This is a genomic window from Paenibacillus sp. HWE-109, assembly GCF_022163125.1.
Classification (GTDB): Bacteria; Bacillota; Bacilli; order Paenibacillales; family NBRC-103111; genus Paenibacillus_E.
The window spans coordinates 5,356,231-5,374,045 of sequence record NZ_CP091881.1 but is presented as its reverse complement, the minus strand read 5'-3'; the positions used below and the strand labels follow the sequence as shown (position 1 = coordinate 5,374,045).

At 47.1% G+C, this 17,815-nt stretch carries 12 protein-coding genes and 1 pseudogene; 11 read left to right on the top strand and 2 right to left on the bottom strand.

Features of this window, described 5'->3' with window-relative positions:
- Positions 1-72: 72 nt before the first annotated feature.
- Together LOZ80_RS22915 and LOZ80_RS22910 are read left to right on the top strand one after the other, a co-directional pair.
- The gene (locus LOZ80_RS22915) at positions 73-762 is read left to right on the top strand and encodes a response regulator transcription factor (protein ID WP_238166870.1); all 690 of its coding nucleotides are present in this window, start codon (positions 73-75) and stop codon (positions 760-762) included.
- On the top strand, positions 743-2,110 hold the full coding sequence (locus LOZ80_RS22910; protein WP_238166869.1) for a sensor histidine kinase: 1,368 nt from the start codon (positions 743-745) through the stop codon (positions 2,108-2,110). Before LOZ80_RS22915 ends, LOZ80_RS22910 begins: the two co-directional genes overlap by 20 nt.
- 144 nt (positions 2,111-2,254) lie before the next feature.
- Here LOZ80_RS22910 and LOZ80_RS22905 read toward each other — a convergent pair whose 3' ends face one another.
- Together LOZ80_RS22905 and yhbH are read right to left on the bottom strand one after the other, a co-directional pair.
- Positions 2,255-3,688 (bottom strand): SpoVR family protein, encoded by a 1,434-nt coding sequence (locus tag LOZ80_RS22905; protein WP_238166868.1) that lies wholly within the window; start codon positions 3,686-3,688, stop codon positions 2,255-2,257.
- Positions 3,685-4,842: a sporulation protein YhbH gene (yhbH, locus tag LOZ80_RS22900; protein ID WP_189007139.1), complete on the bottom strand. Its 1,158-nt coding sequence runs from the start codon at positions 4,840-4,842 to the stop codon at positions 3,685-3,687. The genes LOZ80_RS22905 and yhbH overlap by 4 nt, the downstream gene beginning before the upstream one ends.
- 291 nt (positions 4,843-5,133) lie before the next feature.
- Here yhbH and LOZ80_RS22895 point away from each other — a divergent pair, with 291 nt between their 5' ends.
- From LOZ80_RS22895 to LOZ80_RS22860, 9 genes and pseudogenes are all read left to right on the top strand, one after another.
- Positions 5,134-5,694: a Uma2 family endonuclease gene (locus LOZ80_RS22895; RefSeq protein ID WP_238166867.1), complete on the top strand. Its 561-nt coding sequence runs from the start codon at positions 5,134-5,136 to the stop codon at positions 5,692-5,694.
- A 297-nt stretch (positions 5,695-5,991) separates the two neighbouring features.
- Positions 5,992-6,208 (top strand): annotated as a pseudogene (locus LOZ80_RS39555) (transposase zinc-binding domain-containing protein); the annotation flags it as partial.
- A gap of 782 nt (positions 6,209-6,990) precedes the next feature.
- Positions 6,991-8,031 (top strand): Wadjet anti-phage system protein JetD domain-containing protein, encoded by a 1,041-nt coding sequence (locus LOZ80_RS22890; protein ID WP_238166866.1) that lies wholly within the window; start codon positions 6,991-6,993, stop codon positions 8,029-8,031.
- A complete protein-coding gene (locus LOZ80_RS22885; RefSeq protein WP_238166865.1) occupies positions 8,019-9,545 on the top strand; it encodes a replicative DNA helicase in 1,527 nt (508 codons plus the stop codon). Before LOZ80_RS22890 ends, LOZ80_RS22885 begins: the two co-directional genes overlap by 13 nt.
- Entirely contained in the window at positions 9,529-10,290 is a 762-nt protein-coding gene (locus tag LOZ80_RS22880) for a DUF6063 family protein (protein ID WP_238166864.1), read from the top strand. The genes LOZ80_RS22885 and LOZ80_RS22880 overlap by 17 nt, the downstream gene beginning before the upstream one ends.
- Complete coding sequence (locus LOZ80_RS22875) at positions 10,274-14,704, top strand: coiled-coil domain-containing protein (RefSeq protein WP_238166863.1); 4,431 nt, start codon at positions 10,274-10,276, stop codon at positions 14,702-14,704. The genes LOZ80_RS22880 and LOZ80_RS22875 overlap by 17 nt, the downstream gene beginning before the upstream one ends.
- A gap of 133 nt (positions 14,705-14,837) precedes the next feature.
- Positions 14,838-15,881: a FecCD family ABC transporter permease gene (locus LOZ80_RS22870; protein ID WP_238166862.1), complete on the top strand. Its 1,044-nt coding sequence runs from the start codon at positions 14,838-14,840 to the stop codon at positions 15,879-15,881.
- 53 nt (positions 15,882-15,934) lie between these two features.
- Entirely contained in the window at positions 15,935-16,912 is a 978-nt protein-coding gene (locus tag LOZ80_RS22865; protein WP_443147079.1) for a FecCD family ABC transporter permease, read from the top strand.
- 42 nt (positions 16,913-16,954) lie between these two features.
- A complete protein-coding gene (locus LOZ80_RS22860; RefSeq protein ID WP_238166860.1) occupies positions 16,955-17,788 on the top strand; it encodes a (2Fe-2S)-binding protein in 834 nt (277 codons plus the stop codon).
- Positions 17,789-17,815: the final 27 nt, after the last annotated feature.

Sequence of the window (17,815 nt, the reverse complement as noted above, 5' to 3'; positions counted from 1 at the left end):
TTATTTCTTTCTGGTATGTTAAAATGACTCATAGCGAGAAGCTGGGATGTACCTTTGTTAGGAGGCATGACAATGAAAACCATTATGATTGTAGAAGACGAGCCGGCGATTTCTCGTGTTCTTGCTGCCTATATCAAGAAAGCTGGATATGACTGTGTGGTCATCTCTCGGGGGGATGAGGCTATCCAGCAGTTTGGCTTGATCCAGCCTTCTCTTCTTTTATTGGACGTGATGCTGCCTGGTGCGGATGGATGGGAAGTTCTCCGGGAGGTACGGCGGAGAAACGCCTGCCCGGTCATTATGCTCACGGCCAAAGGTGATATCGGAGATCGCCTCACGGGATTGAACAGTGGGGCTGATGATTATATAGCGAAGCCGTTTGAACCGGAAGAAGTCGTTGCGAGAATTCACGCCGTTCTGCGCAGACCATCGCAAGCTTTCGCGACAAATGATCAGAAGCATTACGGGAGTCTGCGGATTGATTTCAAGTCGCGGTCTGTTTACCTGAATGGGGCGACTTTGTCATTTACGCCTAAGGATTTGGCGTTATTGCTATTTCTCGCGGAGCATCCGAATCAACTATTCTCGCGCGAGCAGCTAATTGAACGGGTATGGGGGATCGACTATGATGGCAGCGACCGTGCTGTGGATCATGCGATCAAACGGTTGCGGCAGTCATTGCTTCACCTGCCGCCAGAAGAAGGCGAGATTCGAACATTGCGCGGAACGGGGTATCAATTCTATGCCAACCCTAGCACCTAAGCGCAGCTCCTTGCTCCGCTATTGGACTTTACGATATGTGCTCACATTATGCATAGGTTTGCTTCTCATCGGCTTAGCCTCCATGGTCTGGCTGCAGCATCGCGCATTGACAGACCGATTGCAGCAAATCGAGAACTTTTCGGCCGAAGCGGCCGCTTATATGACCAAGGATGCGAATCAGATCGTCATACCAGCAGACTTTTATAAATGGATTGATCAAAATCAGCGCAGATATCGGCTTCCTGGGCAGTTCGGTCTCATTGTCTATACGCAAGGAGGCCAAGTTTTGTATGAACAAGCTGCGCCTCAAGGATCATCAAGCGAATATAAGATTTCCGCTCCAATTCAGGGTTCTCACTCGCAGATTGGATCGATCGTCATTTCATACAGCAAGAAGGAATTGACTGATATCAGTCAAGAATATGGTTTAATTACTTCGCTTCTAATCTTAGCTGGTCTGTTGGGCTGGCTGATCATTTATTTGCTGCTGCGCAGATTAACCAAGCCAATCTATGAAGTCGTGCATGCCCTCAAACAAATCCAGACGGGGAATTATACGCTCATGCTGGAGGAAAATGCCAAAGAGCAGGAGATTTATGATCTGCTCTATTACTTCAATGCGACGGCAGCAAGACTGGAACAATTGGAGCAGCTGCGCACAGAGTTATTGGCTGGTGTGACCCATGAGCTCAAAACGCCTGTGACTTCAATCCGTGGTCTGCTGCGCGCGATCAAAGATCAAGTTGTCAGCGCAGATGAGGCTGATGAATTTCTCGATATTTCGCTGGAGGAAACAAAGCGGCTTGAGCGGATGGTGGCTGATTTGCTTGATTTCAATGCTTTTGCATCGGGACATGTGCGTGTGCAATCAGAAGCCCTTGATTTGGGTAAACTGCTGGGAGAAATCGTCTATCAATGGAGTTTAATCCACCAAGAAGATGGTGTGGAGGTTCGAACGGATATTGCGGAGGGGCGACAGATAGTTGTTGGCGATCCTGTTCGTATTCAGCAAATTATTGTCAATCTCCTTAACAATAGTCGGCAAGCAGCGGATGGGCATTGTTTGATAACGGTCCGTTTAATTGAACACTCAAGCACGATGTACGAAGTACTTGTCTGTGATAACGGAACAGGTATCCCGGCGGAGGAACAGATTAATATTTATGAGCGGTATTTCCGGGGGACGAACAAAAAGTTAGCCGTACGGGGGCTGGGATTAGGCTTGACGTTGAGCCGAATGCTGGCTGCTGCGCTTGGAGGTACGTTGGTGCTGAAGGAAAGTTCCCCGCAGGGTACGACTTTTCAGCTTTTGCTGCCTCGGGGGGCGGCGGGTATGGTAGTAGAGTAAGAAACCATTCAATCCAACGTCTTCAAAGAACTACATGTGCCGATGACCCATTTATTCACGTTATAATCAACGCACCTAAGCCGAAATTGACACCAAAAAAACCTCCAAGATCACGATGCTCGTGAAATCGGAGGTTCTAGCCCATTACAAAAACCGACGATGATGCTTTTTCCCGTCAAAGCTGAATAAAACTGGCTTATCTTCCACCATGGTATGCATATGAATGGTTTTACCCCAGAGCTTGTAAATATACGGCAAGGTTCTCTCCACGTATTTAAGATCTAGTTCCACACCTTCGAAGGCGTGCTTCAAATAGAGTTCGCCGGTGCGCTGATAATCCCCGTCTTCCACGACAATGTAGGGGAAACCGCCATTCACTCGGGAATAGATAAGCTGATCACGCGTATTTTCCCATGTTTTATCCGTGATCTTCCATTCCGGCCCTTTCTTCTCAAACACATACAAATCCAATTCTTCCACCAACGGTTTATTCAAATAATTGCGGATAAAAGAGGTGTCGGATTCGTATTCGCGGACTTCGAACATTTTGGCCCGGCCTTCACCGGGCTTGCGGCCCTGAATGCGAATTTCATCCGGCGTTGGATTATCCCAATGCTTTTCGATATCTTCGAAAATTTTCAGTCCGAGATAATACGGATTCAGGCTATGCCGCGAAGGCACAACTACGGAAGAGTTGAGCTTGGAGTACTCGATCGTCTCTTCCTCGGTTAAATCCAGTTCCCGCAGGATGCGTTGGTGCCAGTACGAAGCCCAGCCTTCGTTCATGATTTTGGTTTCGAGCTGAGGCCAGAAATAGAGCATTTCATCACGCAGCATGGTCAGAATATCGCGCTGCCAATTTTCCATGTAAGGCGCATTCTCCTCGATGAAGAGCAAGATGTCTTTCTCCGGTTGAGGCGGGAAGCGCCGATTCTCTTCTTTATCCTGCGGCGGAGCGGGCTTATTCTTGGTGTCGAGCCCCCAAAGATCTTCGTAGCCGTAGGTCGCTTCAGTAGGGACATTAGGCATAGAAGCTTTATGAATCTCTTGACGTTTGCGCGTTTGCCCGTACGTTAAAGTGAGGACAGGATCGATATGCTCCTGGATGGCGAGAACGGCGTCAATGAACTGTTCGACTTCGTCGATGCCATGTTCAATTTCATATAGGCGAATCCGTTCAGCCGTGGCGGACATGCTTTCGACCATGTTGCGGTTCGTTTTGGAGAAGCGAACATTATTTTTGAAGAAATCGCAGTGGGCCAGTACATGCGCGACAATCAGCTTATTTTGAATAAGCGAATTGCCATCTAATAGAAAGGCATAACACGGGTCCGAGTTAATGACGAGCTCATAGATTTTGCTCAGCCCCAGGTCATATTGCGTCTTCATCCGGTGGAAATTTTTCCCGAAGCTCCAATGGCTGTAGCGGGTGGGCATCCCATAGGCCCCAAATGTATAAATGATTTCCGCTGGACAAATCTCATAACGCATGGGGTAGTAATCCAGTCCAAACCCCTTGGCAATTTCTGTAATCTCATCAATGGCATATTCAAGCTGCTGAATTTCGGATTTACTCACTGAACTGCCACCCCCTCTTGCTTGGTAAAAAAGGTTTTCAAAGCTTTGTACACTTCGCCTTTCTCGCGGATCACATAATGAAGAAATTTGGGGTCGTGTATATGCCGAAAAGCAGACATCAGGGTGCTGCTGCGGTTATATTGGTTGACCTCGCCATAGCCGAACATGTTGCAGCGTTCCATTAATTGCGTAATCAGCTTGACGCAGCGCTCGTTATCCGATGTCAAATTATCGCCATCCGAGAAATGGAACGGGTAGATATTAAACTGCGAGGGCGGATAACGCTTATCAATAATATCGATTGCCGTTTGATAGGCTGAAGAGCAAATCGTGCCGCCGCTTTCACCCTTCGTGAAAAATTCTTCCTCTGTGACTTCTTTCGCCTCTGTATGATGAGCAATGAACACGATTTCCACATTCTCGTACTTCGTACGCAGGAAGCGCGTCATCCAGAAGAAGAAGCTGCGGGCTATGTATTTCTCAAAAGAGCCCATAGACCCAGAGGTATCCATCATGGCAATAATTAATGCATTCGAGTGTGGCTTCTCCACCTCATCCCAAGTCTTAAAACGCAAATCATCCGGACTAATATGATGAATGCCAGGCGAATTGGAACGCGAGTTTCTGCGCAGATTCTCGATGATCGTCCGTTTCTTATCGATGTTGGACATAATGCCCTTTTTACGAATATCGTTGAAAATCACTTCGGTCGTCGTCATGTTGCGTTTCTCTTTTTTCTGCAAATTCGGCAATTCCAGCTCGGAGAACAGCATCGCCTGCAGCTCTTCCATGCTAACTTCCGCTTCGTAATAGTCTTCGCCGGCTTGATCTCCTGCGCCTTCGCCTTTTCCAGGGCCTTGCGCCGGCTGCGGATCTGTGCCGAGCACATCGCCCACCTGCGAATCGCCATCTCCCTGTCCGACATGCTTGCCTTTGTTGAAATTGTAGCGGAAGCGATACTCATCCAAACTCTTGATTGGCACTTTCACAACTTGTTTGCCATTGGACATAACGATGCTCTCATCCGTGACGAGATCGGGAAGGTTTTGTTTAATGGCTTCTTTGACTTTCTCTTGGTGCCTTGTTTGATCTTGGTATCCTTTACGGTGCAGTGACCAATCCTCTTTGGATACGACAAATAAGGGTTCTGTCATGGGGTCCCTCCTTGGGGTTGATCCTAGAAATGATATCGCAAGCTGGACGCTGAAACAGACTTCGTCGGGAATAAAGCTTGTTACTAAATATATTCAAGTATGCGGGGGATATGTGATATAGGAAGGGAATTTCTCGTCAGAATAAAAGGTGGCGGGAGGCGGTTGCGTCAGTCTCATTGGAAAACATTCAATAGGAACTCTATTCGAGCCAACCCATGTTGTATTCAACTTCGACTTTTCATCTCATTGTGTTAAAATAAGGGGAAAATTGTAGAGAGCGAGGAACTTTTCATGAAAGTGCCTGAACAGGATCATCGCTATAATTTTCAAGATCTGCTGGAGTGGGAAGGCAGATGGGAGTTAATTAATGGAGTACCATTTAGTATGACGCCGGCACCCTCTACGACACATCAACGGATCTTAAGAAGTATGTTTCTTGAGCTTCACACATTCCTGCAAGGTTCATCATGTGAGGTTTTTATCGCTCCGTTTGACGTGAGATTAAGTGAAACTGAAGAATACGATAATCCCGATACGGTCTGTCAGCCAGATCTATCCGTTATCTGTAATCCAACTCAGATAGATGACAAAGGAGGCAAAGGCGCTCCCAAGCTCATTGTTGAAATATTATCTCCATCTACTGCGATTAAAGATAGAAACCAAAAATTTAAAACATATGAGAAATTTGGTGTTATGGAATACTGGATTGTTGACCCTGCTCATCAAACTGTTGAGGTTTATGGATTGGAACAAGGTTTATTTCAAAAGCGAGAGGTTTTTGGAAAAGAAGACAAATTGCGTTCATTTGCTTTTTCAGCTTGTGTCGTTGATTTGGGATGTATATTTCAATAGTGGAATGGTGTTAGATTACTTTCTAAACGGAAGCAGGTAACAGCAACATTTGAATTGTAACTAAAAAAGCCCATCTTGATATCCGCGGCCCTGCTTCGGAGATCAAGATGGGCTTTTGGTTGCTTAGGGTCGCTTGATCATCTGGCTCCCAGCAGTTAGGGCAAAGCTAATCTAGTTTCGCAGTGAGCGTAGAAAATGATCAATTAAAGTTCAAAAAAGTCGGCCTCTAACCTCCTGCCATTACGCATTGGAGGATCGGGCAGACTTTTTTTGAATAATAGAAATTGTAAGTTTTGCGTGATTTTCTTTGATGAGAATCAGCACTGGGAAGCCTTTAAAAGCAAGCATGGCAAAAAGATGCGTCCCGTAGTGCTGGAAGAAATCCAAAAATTTCGAGACTGTGGAGACCCCCTAAAAAGGGTTTAAGTTGCTCGCATGTGAAGGGTGCCACGATCTTAAGGTGGTGCCCTAGGGATGTTTCTGCACGACGTGTTTATGAGGAGAAACGGAAGAGTAGAGCCGGGTCTTGTCTGAGGACGTATGTCGGGTCAACCATCGACGAAGGTCTAAGAGATATGTTTTTGGGTTGGGGTGAGTGAAGCTTGCCCAGAATTTAATGTTGGAGATTGACTCAGTCTTCATACTTGGGTTGTAGGTATAAACAAGCTATTTGGGAGAATGAGTTCCCCTAGCTTTGTTATCGTGCGGAGAATAGGGAACGTGAAGCCACCATACTAGCAAAATGTGTCAGGATATAGTGTTTGAGGGAACTACAGTACGCTATCATTCTAAAAACTGCGATATTCCACGCCAGAGGGAACTACGATCCGCTATACCACCATTTCCCGGTTGGAATCGGCAAGTTCGGCTTAAATAGCGGATCTCAGTTCCCTTTCATGCTGCGTTTACCTCAGTTCCCGCCATATAGCGGATCATAGTTCCTTTTCACACGACGCTCTCTGTCATTGCAAAGCCCAAAGGGAACTAGGATCCGCTATGATTGGTAAAATGCTCTCAGCAGGGCAAAGCGCGGATCGAGGAGCCCTTATGTGTTAGGGAAACGGAGTTTGGAAGCGCAGAACTGTGAAATAAAGGAACGACGATCCGCGAGCACGGCGAAAGTGGCGGTTTTGGTTGAAATAGAGGATCTACGATCCGCCCCGTGTTTGTGTGAGCAATGCCGCGCTCAAACAGGCTTTTTCTATGCTTGGAACGACTTCCCATAACGCTCCAAACCCATCTGCCATTGATATTTTGCTATAATAGGCATATATTCTCAAACAGGAGCAGTTGGATATGGAACTCAATTCGAAAATACGATCGCATTTACAAGCTATAAAAAACAAGAAAGTATCTCTTGAAGAATTAGAAGCAATAGCTCAGCCATGTACGTATGAAGATTTCTCTAGGTTGATCCTCGAGCTTGAAACTGCGGGAATTCTCCAGATGGTTCAGCGTTCTGGGAGGACGATTAAGCCGCCATTTCTTGCCTATCAATATAGCGTGCAGAAGAATCATGTGATGCAAGATACGCATAAGGACATCCATCGAGCTAGACTGCAGTTGCATCCCGCTATAAACCTCGATGCCTACTATTCATTGAAATCTAGTATTTGGGAGAAAGACAGGCCTTTTATTGAACGAATTGATAGTTATTTGAAGAAGAATATGCTCCCCAGCACGCCTGCACCGGAACCTGAGCGAAGCTTTGAGCTTGTCGCTGATGAGAAATGGATCACGGAGAAGCAAGGGAAAGAGTTGCTGACCCGAATTGGTCTGTGGGACAAGCTGCTAATTCTTCCTGTGGATGACCCTTTGATGTTTGCTGTGAATCCATATGGCCTAGCAGGTGCCGTTCATAAGCACCTTATTGTTGAAAATAAAACGACCTATCAAGCGCTGCTGCAAGTTTTGCCGGATGTTCCGTTCGCTACGCTAATTTTCGGTGGCGGTTATCGGGTAACGAAAAGCATTGAGCTGCTGCCGATGCAGCTTCCGCTGAGGGACGCTGCCCATGCGTTCTACTATTTTGGCGATATCGATAAAGAAGGAATCCACATCTGGCATCTACTCAATGAGCGTGTTCTTGCTCTTTTTGGCAAGCCAGCTAATTTAGCACTTCCCTTTTACAGGGCATGTCTGAGCAGGAAGTCATCTTCCGGCAAAGAAAACCAACGGGAAAGCGAGCAGGCTTTACAGGTATTTTTATCTCATTTTACTGAGGAGGAACGAAGGATAATCAACCGTAGTTTGGCGGCGGGCAGTTATTTCCCTCAAGAAATATTATCTACACACGAGCTTTGTACGATTTGGAGGCACACCGCATGGATGACATAGAAATTGGTCAGGTTATTTCCGGGTTTCGGGAACGTATGACCAAGCTGGCACTTTTTGATCCGCTTTATGAGCTGCAGCGAAAGCGCCAAACGGATCGACAAAACAAACCGATCGATTTCATGGAACTTGGATTGTTGACGCTCCTTTACTTCTTCGAGCAGAAGTTGATGCGCAATAACAAGGCGGGTGTCAAAGACTTAGCCGAGTTTCTTCGGAAGGTGACGGGAGTTTTCATCGATTTGGACGATACCGGATTCGAGGATCTGGCTAGGCAGATTACGCAGGTGTTTCGCCCGACGACAGGGAAGAAGCGGGATTTTACCTTTATGAATTGGGAATCTGGGTTGGCAGAACATATTTATATATCGATTCTGAAAGCGAATGCCTTCGATTTAAAATCGAATACGCAGTACTACACGCTCGACGAGGATGGGTTGGAGCTTATTTTTGCGACCAAGGAATTCTATACGGAATTCCAATTGTCGATTCATCAGCTGGTGCTGCGCAAGCAGTTGGAAAAAGGCGAATTTGAAGGTGCTTTGCGGCAAATCAATGAGATGCGAATCGATGTGGAAGCGTTGCAGGACCGGATGGTCAAGCTGGAGCATGAGCTGAAAAGGAATATCGTGTCGGAAGAAACATTCGGACGGTATAAAGGTTTGCTGGAAGATATTTATTTACGCTTGCAGATGGAGAATGAAGAGTTCGAAGAACTGCGGCAATTTGTGAAGGAAACCAAGGATCGCGTTCAGGCGCAGACGGTTAGGCAAGCTGATCAGCGGCCTTATGAGTTGATTCTTCGTATTTCCAATGAACTGGAGAAGGTGCATGGCGAACATTCGGCGCTTTTTCATCAGAGTATGGTGCTGAAATCCCATGCTCTGGGCGCAGCGCAAGAATCCTTGTATTATACGGGGCTGGATTCCTTTAATTTTGATCAGGATATTGCTTCGCTTATTTTTAGTACACCGCTGCCATTGGAAACGATGAAAGGTGTGCTGGCCCCGTTCCTGCCGATTCAAGAGACGAAGATGTGGTCCCTTTTGACCGTGTGGGCGGAGCAGAATATGCTCGAAGACGGCAGTGGACAGGAGCGGGATGACAAATTCCTGGAGCTTGGCGGAGACAGTGAGGAATATCGCTATCAGACGATGCAGAAAAAACTGTACATGCTGCTGATGGGGCTGCTGCTGCAAACGATGGAAGGGCAGGATCAAGTCGAGTTGCACTCGTTTATTCAGCTTTTTCAGTCAAGTGAGCATGCAAATCTGCTGGGTGAAAGAGCTTTCTATGACTTTTGGATTTATTTGCATCAAAGAAGTCCCCTTCAGGCGGACGATAAGGATAAGCAGCAAAATGAAGAGCAGGGGACTATGCTGGAAGACATGTATATGCTTCTGGGCAGCCGCTCTTTGGTAATTACGGAACGAAAAGAAATGATGAAAATAAACGACAGATTTAGCATACAGAATATGTTGATTTCGTGGGGAGAACAGGATGACAACCGGACTTGAGAATGGAACAGTAATGAGAGCCTTTCGCATCTATGCCTTGCTCGCTCGTGATAACGCGGTCGGCAAAGAATGGCTCCAGGAATACATGGCGGATGACGTAGTACGCGGACTTGTGGATCAATTCGCGCGAGAAGTGGATTGCGTAACAATCATTGCCGGCGAACAGCTGTATATGATACCGGAAACGCGGCTATCGCCTTTTCATTTGAACAACGAAGTAATTAAGCGAACCTATCTGCGGGCGAATGCCGTGAATGCAGATCTTTATCTGATGTACGTCAGCATTATTGTGTTGATTGGGGCTTTTTATGACAGTTATCAAACGATGGAGCCTACGAGAAGTTTCATTGGAATTGAAGAGTGGACAGCGCTTGTGAATGAGCGAATTGCCTTATTGAAGACGCATCCTGAAGCCGAATTGAGAGAGATGGAGCAGGAATTTTCCTATAATTGGACGGCCTTGATTGAAAAATGGAGCGCTATGGATGATATCAAGGAGACAGCCGCGAGACAAAGCGGGAATACAATTAGCCGGGTTAGCTTTATGGACTCTGTCCGCAAGTTTCTGGTCGCGCAAGAGCTGGTCATTGATATAGGCAACCAGGAAATTGCTTTGACGGAGAAAGCCAAAGTGGTTGTGCAGCGTTATTTTATGGAGTTGGAGTACAACCGCGGTATCTTGGAGTTTTTATATCAAAACGATGCGCCTGAGGGGGAGGGAAGCGAACATGCCAGCGATCTCTAAAATACGGTTTACGAATGTGGTCTATGAGGATGGAAATAAGCGCTACAATGATGAATTGTTTCATTTCGATGGGCATAATGGCGCGATTCTGCTGGAAAATGGCGGAGGCAAGACGGTTTTCATTCAGTCTGCCATCCAAGCCATTCTTCCGCACGTAGAACTTGCCGGACGCAAAATGAAGGATACCTTAAGTCTGGAGAACGGTCCTGCGCATATCGCGATCGAGTGGATTCTGAGCGAACGGCCAAGGCGCTATGTGGCAACTTGCGTCAGCTTGTTTCTGACAGCAACGGGGATAGACTCCTATCGTTATGTCTATGATTATCCAGAACTTGATCCGGATGCCATTGATCGGATTCCTTTTGTGAAGGAGAGTGCAGGCAGTCTTCGATCAGCCGATAAAGGTGAAATTCATGATTATTACCACCAGATGACGTCGAAAAGAATGAATGCCAACATGCCGTCCACGCTGAAGGAATACAAGAAAATATTGGAGAACGATTACCACATTATCGCCTCTGAATGGGAGCGAATTGCCAAGATTAATAGCTCAGAGGGCGGTGTTGAGAGCTTTTTTGATGAGTGCAAAACGACGAGCCAATTGTTCGATCGGCTGTTGATCCCAACGGTCGAAGATGCGATGGCCGGATACGAGCAGGGCGAGTTCGCTAATAATTTTGAAATGCATAGAGACAGTTTCAAGAAATATAAAGAATTAAAAGAAAAAATCGAAGAAAATAAAAAAATCCTCGTCGAGCTGGATGGGTATGTGCTTCATTTTGCCAAAATGGATACCAAGCTGTTGGCCTATGCAGCCGCTCAAGCTGAAACGAAGGCCTATTGGCTGCTTGTGAATGAGCAGAAGAAGGAGGAAAGCGCCAAGCTATCGCAATGGCATACTCAGATGTCAGAATGCGACCAGCAACTGCAGGTGTTGGCTCGGAAGAAGGAATCCCTTCATATTGCGAAGCAAAAGCAGGAACAATCGGCTTTGGAAACCAAGCTCAGATTAGTTGAGGAAGACGTTGAGCGCAAAGAAGATTCGGTACGAAGTGCTAAACAGCACTACTATTCTTTAAGGTTGGCCGATTATAGGCAGCAGTGGACTTCTGCCGAGGAGAGCATGAACTATTTGCAGCGTGAATTGGATCGATTCGGCAACACGGAGGAAGAGGCTGATCTCAGGGAAGCATGGCTCAATAATGGCGGGCAAATTCGTCATATTTACTGCAAGTTGGAGCAAGAGTGGCAGGCTGAAGAGGAGCGCCTGAGTCAGGAATTAGCCGCTTGCCAGAATAGAACCCATTTAGAAGAAACAATGCTGAGAGAGCTGTCAAGCGAACTGGAAGAAATAAATAAGCAGCTAATTGAACATAGATCTATCGTGCTCGCTCGCGAGAAAGATAAAGAGGCGCTAAGAGCTAATGTTTTGGCCAATCCAGCCGTTGAAAGCATGGAAGGCAGTATGGCGGACTGGATTCAGCGGCATCAGAAGCTGGATGACAGCAATGTGCTGCTTGTACAGAAGAACAAGGACTTGACAGTCGCTAAAGAACAAAGCGAGCGAGAGCTGGAAGTCGTAAGTGAAAGTCTCAAGATCGCCTATGTGGAGCGTGCCAGTTCAGAGCAAAATCTCGAAGCGTTTAAAAAAGAGCAGCAATCCATGCTGGCCGAAATTGCTGCGTACAAGTCCTCATGGGGAAGACTCTCCTCTGTGTATGAGAAGCAGAGTTCGATTGAAGAGCGGCTTAGAGAGGATACGGAAAAGCAGCAGTTGGAGAAGGAAGCTTACTTATTGAAGGAGCGACTAGCTTTCCGTTATATCGATGATTACTGCCATCAGGATACATTTTTTGCCGATGTTTATGTGGCGGGTTTGGTGGACAAGTGGAGAAATCAGTTTAAGTTATTGGAGACGGGCATTCAATATTTGCAAGGCTTGGAGCTGTCCGATTGGGCAATGACACATCCTCTATGGTCCGTGACGCTAATTACGACCGAAGGTGAGGTTGGGTTAGTCACGAGTAAGCTGCGGCAGTATGCAGAAGACATGCAGTTTCCCATTCAGGTGATCTCTTCACAGGAAGCAGCGCGTTTGGTCAATAGTGATACACCGGCAGCAGTGGATGACAGCGCTTGGGTTGAACCGCAGCATTGGCGCGATAATGCGGATGAGGCGGAATTCGGGAGCTGGAAGCAAGCGATATCGCACAAAGGGGAAGAAGTTCGAACAGCACGAAAAGAAAAGGAACGCGATTTGCAGCGCACCTCTGATCTTCAAGCCTCTTTTGACCGATTCGTGATGCTATACCCGCTTGAAGTCGTTCAAGAGATGGAAAGGCGAGTGGGGCTTAAACGCGAGCGTGTGCGTGAGTTAGAGAACCAAGGGGATGATCTCCGGAAATCCATTCGCCAGGTAGAACAAACGATTCAGCAGCATAACTCCGTCATGGACGAGCAAAAAGGTGAGATGGTTCAGCTCCAGCAGTGGATTGAAAAAGGGCGGAAGTATGCCGAACTTGGCAAAGAAATCGAGACTTTGAACGGGGCTATCGACCAGCTTGTTGAGCAGTCAGACTTGCAGCAAAGCAAGTGGGAGAGCAGGCAGCGCTCTTTGGAGCAAGTGAAGCTGCAAAGCGATGACGTGAAAAATAGAACGAACTATTTGAGAACCGAGAAAGCGAGTCAGCAAAGTCAAGAACTCTATATCGAACTGGCGGACGTGCAGCCGATTGAAGCGAATCAAAGCTTGGATTGGTTGAAAACAGAAAGAAAAGATTTGCATCTCAAGCTAAATCATATCTCTCAAGGACGCCAGCAGCTTGAAGCCGCTTGGAGTCATGCCAAGTCCAGCAAAGCAACGCTGGAGAAGGATATGAACAAGCTCCGGTTGGAGCAAGCAGATTTGAATTTGAATGAGGAACTTGCCTTCTCTGTGACAGGCGAAGAACAGATGTCGCAGCTGTTGTCGGAGCTCAAAGAACGCGAATCGCGGTTGATTCGTGATAAAGAAGAATTCGTGCGCGTAGAGAAACAATTCGATGCGCTGGCAACGAGGATTAAACTTCTGATTGAGCAGTACAGCGCTGCGCACTCAGGCGGGCTTCCGCTAACCTTCACGGAGTCGCTGAGCGTAGTGGATGAGCAAGTCCACAGTGAGGATACACGTCTGCAACAGCAGAAAATTGGCTTGCAGCAGCAGCACGCGCAAATCCAAGCTCAGTTAGGTAAAATTGAAGAGGTTATCCAATATTTGAATCAGTACAAAATCATGCATGGGTTTGAAAATCCGCTCATTCAGGCAGCTTTTATCACTCAGGATCTGAAAGCGGAGTTCCCGTATGACAGAATGAAAATGGTTGCAAAGTCAGTGACTTTACTCTCCGCTGTCAGGAAAGAACTGGAGGCAGAAGAGTCATTCGTGAAAAAGGCGAGACTTCAATTTATTGATTTTTGCCGGAAACAAATCAAGGATGTCAAGATGAGAGATATGGCTGAGCAAGGTGTTGAGAAGAAAGATAATTACCAAGAGCTGACGCAATTTCAGCAGAAAATGCACAGCCGAATCGAACGCGTCAATCATGTCGCTGAAGAGACGATGCGCACCCATAACCAGCAGCTCGAACAGTATATCATTCATGTGCACAGCCATATCAAACTGATTGCTTCGGAACTTCGAGATATCCCTAATAAAACGAGAGTCAAGGTTGAGGACCAGTGGAAGCACATCTACTCGTTCCAGATTCCTGAATGGGATGAGCTGGAGGCGAAGGACCATCTGCGCAAGCATCTGGAATGGATTTTGGCCGAACTGGAGAAGGGTCATTATCGCGATGACAGCGGGCAGGAAGTGAAATCCACGGTTCGGAAAGAGATCGAGAAATGGCTGGATACGAAGCAGCTTTTGCATATTGTTTTGCAAGATCGCCCGATGAAAGTATCGTGCCGCAAAGTAACCAATGAGAATAACGTAACGAAAGCTTCGTTCTCCTGGGAACAGTCTAATAACTGGTCAGGCGGAGAGAAATGGAGCAAGAATATGACCTTATTCTTGGGTCTGCTCAATTATGTCGCAGAAAAACGTCAGCATATTCAAGCGAATATGAAGCGACATCGCACCGTTATCTTGGATAATCCGTTCGGGAAAGCTTCCAGTGATCATGTCCTCAGTCCTGTCTTTTTTATTGCTGAGCAGCTTGGCTTCCAAATCATCGCTCTTACCGCCCATGCGGAAGGAAAGTTCTTGAAAGATTATTTCCCTGTTGTCTTTAGCTGCAGGCTTAGACAAGCTGCCAATGGCAGCAAGCTGGTCATGACCAAGGAAAAGGAAATTAATCAGGCGTATTTCCGCGATCACGCGCCGATTGCTTTGGAACGGCTAGGGAACCTGAAACAGATGGAATTGTTCATTTAATAGTTGCTGGCAACAAGGCGAAACAGGCTTTGTTGTCAGCAATTTTTTTATATTATAAAATAGTAATGATAATCATTATCACCTATGCTATAATGTCAAAGGAATTAACGCATAGCGGAAGGAGATTTTGTTCATGAGTTTACCAACGGGAGTAACCGATACTCCACGTCCCAAGCTGCGAAGTCGGCCGCTTGTAGCTACGATTATTTTGTTTGGCGGCTTAGCGGCTTTGCTGCTTGGACTTGCTGTATCTGTATCGGTAGGAGCTGCAGATATCAAGCTGTCTACAGTGTGGAATGCCGTGTTTCATTTTAATCCTGAATTAACGCAACATCAGATTATTCAGGAGTTGCGCATGCCGCGTGCCTTGGCTGGAGCGCTGGTTGGCATTGGTTTTGCCATTTCCGGGGCGATTATGCAAGGAATGACGCGCAATCCGCTCGCAGATCCTGGCTTGTTGGGGATCAATGCGGGATCTGGTTTTGTTCTCGCCTTCTGCTTTGCCTTTTACCCAGGATTACCTTTTCACTACTTAATCTTATTCTCCTTTATTGGCGCTGCCGTCGGTACAGGACTTGTATATGGAATCAGCTCTATTTCCAAAGGTGGCCTGACTCCGGTACGCTTGGCATTAGCCGGCGCCGCAGTTAGCGCGCTGCTGCTTGCGCTGAGCGAAGGTATAGCGATCTATTTTCATATCTCGCAGGATTTGGCGTTCTGGTATGCCGGAGGCGTAGCAGGAACGAAGTGGATGCAAATCAATATTATCTGGCCATGGATTCTCGGAGGTGTGATCGGGGCTATTGTGATTGCGCGTTCGATAACCGTGTTAAGCCTTGGTGATGAAATTGCTGCTAGTCTAGGGCAGCGTACGAAATGGGTGAAATTAGCGGGCATGCTGCTATCGCTTGTGCTTGCTGGTGCATCTGTTTCCGCAGTAGGGGCTATCGGTTTCGTTGGCTTGGTAATTCCGCATATGGCACGCGCGCTAGTAGGTGTTGATTATCGCTGGATTATCCCCTGCTCAGCTGTGCTCGGGGCGCTGCTCATGGTGCTAGCCGATATTGGTGCCCGAATGATCAATCCACCATTTGAAACTCCGATCGGCGCTTTGATTGCGTTGATTGGCGTGCCATTCTTCCTTTATTTGGCACGCAAGGAAAGGAGGGAGCTATAATGTCCTCTCTTGTCAGTGTCTCCACCCGCAAACGCGCGGTTAGGGCGTATACGATGATCAGTCTTTTGTCAGCAGCGATTATCGTTGCTTTTATTCTTAGTATGAATACAGGATATATTCGGTTATCGCCAAGCGATGTTATTCATACCTTATTTGGTCAGGGTACGAATAAGCAAGAGCTGATTCTCTTCGAATTCCGCTTGCCGCGCATTATTATTTCCGTGCTGGTAGGTGCCGGCCTGGCTTTGTCCGGAGCCATTCTCCAGGGGCTTTCACGCAACGCGTTGGCTGACCCCGGGATTCTGGGAATCAATGCCGGAGCAGGACTTGCTGTTGTGTTGTTTATTTCGTTCTATCCTACGAATATGGCTGCACCCGTTTTTATGATGCCATTGCTTGCAATGTTGGGAGCAGGAATTGCTGCAGCCATTATTTATAGTCTCTCCTATAAAAAAGGCGTTGGCATATCGCCAACCCGGCTAATTCTCGTCGGTATCGCCGTTGCCGCAGGCATCAGCGCGGCGATGATTGTTCTTACGATTCGGATGAATCCGCAAAACTACCAGTTCGTAGCTGTATGGCTAGCTGGAAGTATATGGGGGACGAACTGGAAGTTTGTGATGGCCTTGCTGCCATGGCTGATCCTCTTTATCCCATTCGTCATGTATAAGGCCAAAACGCTGAACGTGCTTCAGTTGGGGGATCAAGTTGCAAGTGGACTCGGTACGCCAATCGAAAAAGAGAGATTAAGCTTGCTTGTTGCCGCTGTTGCTCTTGCGGGAGCTTGTGTGGCGGTGGGGGGAGGCATCGGCTTCGTCGGCTTGATCGGTCCTCACCTTGCCAAACAGTTGGTTGGCCCCAAGAATCAATTCTTGCTGCCGGCCTCGATGCTGGCAGGAGGACTACTGCTCATCGTAGCAGATACCCTTGCGCGTTGGATTCTGCAGCCGACGGAGATTCCGACAGGTATCGTTGTTGCTGTTATTGGTGCTCCTTATTTCTTATACTTACTTGCGAAATCCAAAGCATAATAGAAAGCAGCTTCGAACTTAACCTAGATAGGAGGTTTGAAAATGAGTACAGATATACAGTCAATCATAGCTGAACAGTTTGGTGTTACGACAGAACTTCATCCTAAGCCGCTGTTTACCATCGCGGGCAATCTCCTTGCAACGGAGATTGGCATGCAGGAATTGCTGCGTGCGTATACCCCGCTGATGAAGGCGCTAGAACCAGCGGCTGCCGGAGCTTATTTTATCGGCAGACTTGGCGCTTTGAATGGCGCTATGCAGTACATGGTGTCTCATGATACGCTGCTCGATTTGTCACCGGAGCTATGGACTCTGCAAATCTTCCAACATGACAAGGGTTATATTGAATTTAGATTTGTGCTAAGTGAAATTCGACTGCTTGCAGGACCATCGGAGGGACAGCGCGGCGCATGGCGTGAGGAAAGGTTGACCCATTGGTACGATATGCATATCAGGCCCATTATTGAAGCGACCTCGGTTGCTGCGGCGATCGATATTACACACCTGTGGAAATTATTTCCTACGCGACTGCGTTACCAGATTGATCATTGGAAGGAAGAGACCGCTTCGGAGGCGCTATTACAGCGCTATGAGGAGGACTGGACGTTCGTTTCCAAGGAACTGAGCGGTCAAGCTTTCCGGAGAAACCGTAATCCCTTCGATGTGAAGTTCATTATGATTGATTATCCGGGAACACCTGGGGAACCTGATAAGCAGATACGAATGAAGTCTGCATGTTGTATGTATTACCGCACGGAAGGCGGCAATTATTGCTATACATGCCCGCGAATGAAGCCGGTAGAGCGCGATGAACGCAAGGAACTGCTGCGGGAGAAATTCGCGAAAGAAGCAGCAGTGAAAGCAGCTGCGAATTAGCTGCCCGGTGCTTGATGCATAACTCAA

Excerpts from the sequence above, each read along its gene's own strand:
- LOZ80_RS22875 (WP_238166863.1), top strand. The coding sequence starts at position 10,274 with ATGCCAGCGATCTCTAAAATACGGTTTACGAATGTGGTCTATGAGGAT.
- LOZ80_RS22865 (WP_443147079.1), top strand. The coding sequence starts at position 15,935 with ATGATCAGTCTTTTGTCAGCAGCGATTATCGTTGCTTTTATTCTTAGT.
- LOZ80_RS22880 (WP_238166864.1), top strand. The coding sequence starts at position 9,529 with ATGACAACCGGACTTGAGAATGGAACAGTAATGAGAGCCTTTCGCATC.
- LOZ80_RS22890 (WP_238166866.1), top strand. The coding sequence starts at position 6,991 with ATGGAACTCAATTCGAAAATACGATCGCATTTACAAGCTATAAAAAAC.
- LOZ80_RS22860 (WP_238166860.1), top strand. The coding sequence starts at position 16,955 with ATGAGTACAGATATACAGTCAATCATAGCTGAACAGTTTGGTGTTACG.
- yhbH (WP_189007139.1), bottom strand. The coding sequence starts at position 4,842 with ATGACAGAACCCTTATTTGTCGTATCCAAAGAGGATTGGTCACTGCAC.
- LOZ80_RS22895 (WP_238166867.1), top strand. The coding sequence starts at position 5,134 with ATGAAAGTGCCTGAACAGGATCATCGCTATAATTTTCAAGATCTGCTG.
- LOZ80_RS22870 (WP_238166862.1), top strand. The coding sequence starts at position 14,838 with ATGAGTTTACCAACGGGAGTAACCGATACTCCACGTCCCAAGCTGCGA.
- LOZ80_RS22910 (WP_238166869.1), top strand. The coding sequence starts at position 743 with ATGCCAACCCTAGCACCTAAGCGCAGCTCCTTGCTCCGCTATTGGACT.
- LOZ80_RS22915 (WP_238166870.1), top strand. The coding sequence starts at position 73 with ATGAAAACCATTATGATTGTAGAAGACGAGCCGGCGATTTCTCGTGTT.
- LOZ80_RS22885 (WP_238166865.1), top strand. The coding sequence starts at position 8,019 with ATGGATGACATAGAAATTGGTCAGGTTATTTCCGGGTTTCGGGAACGT.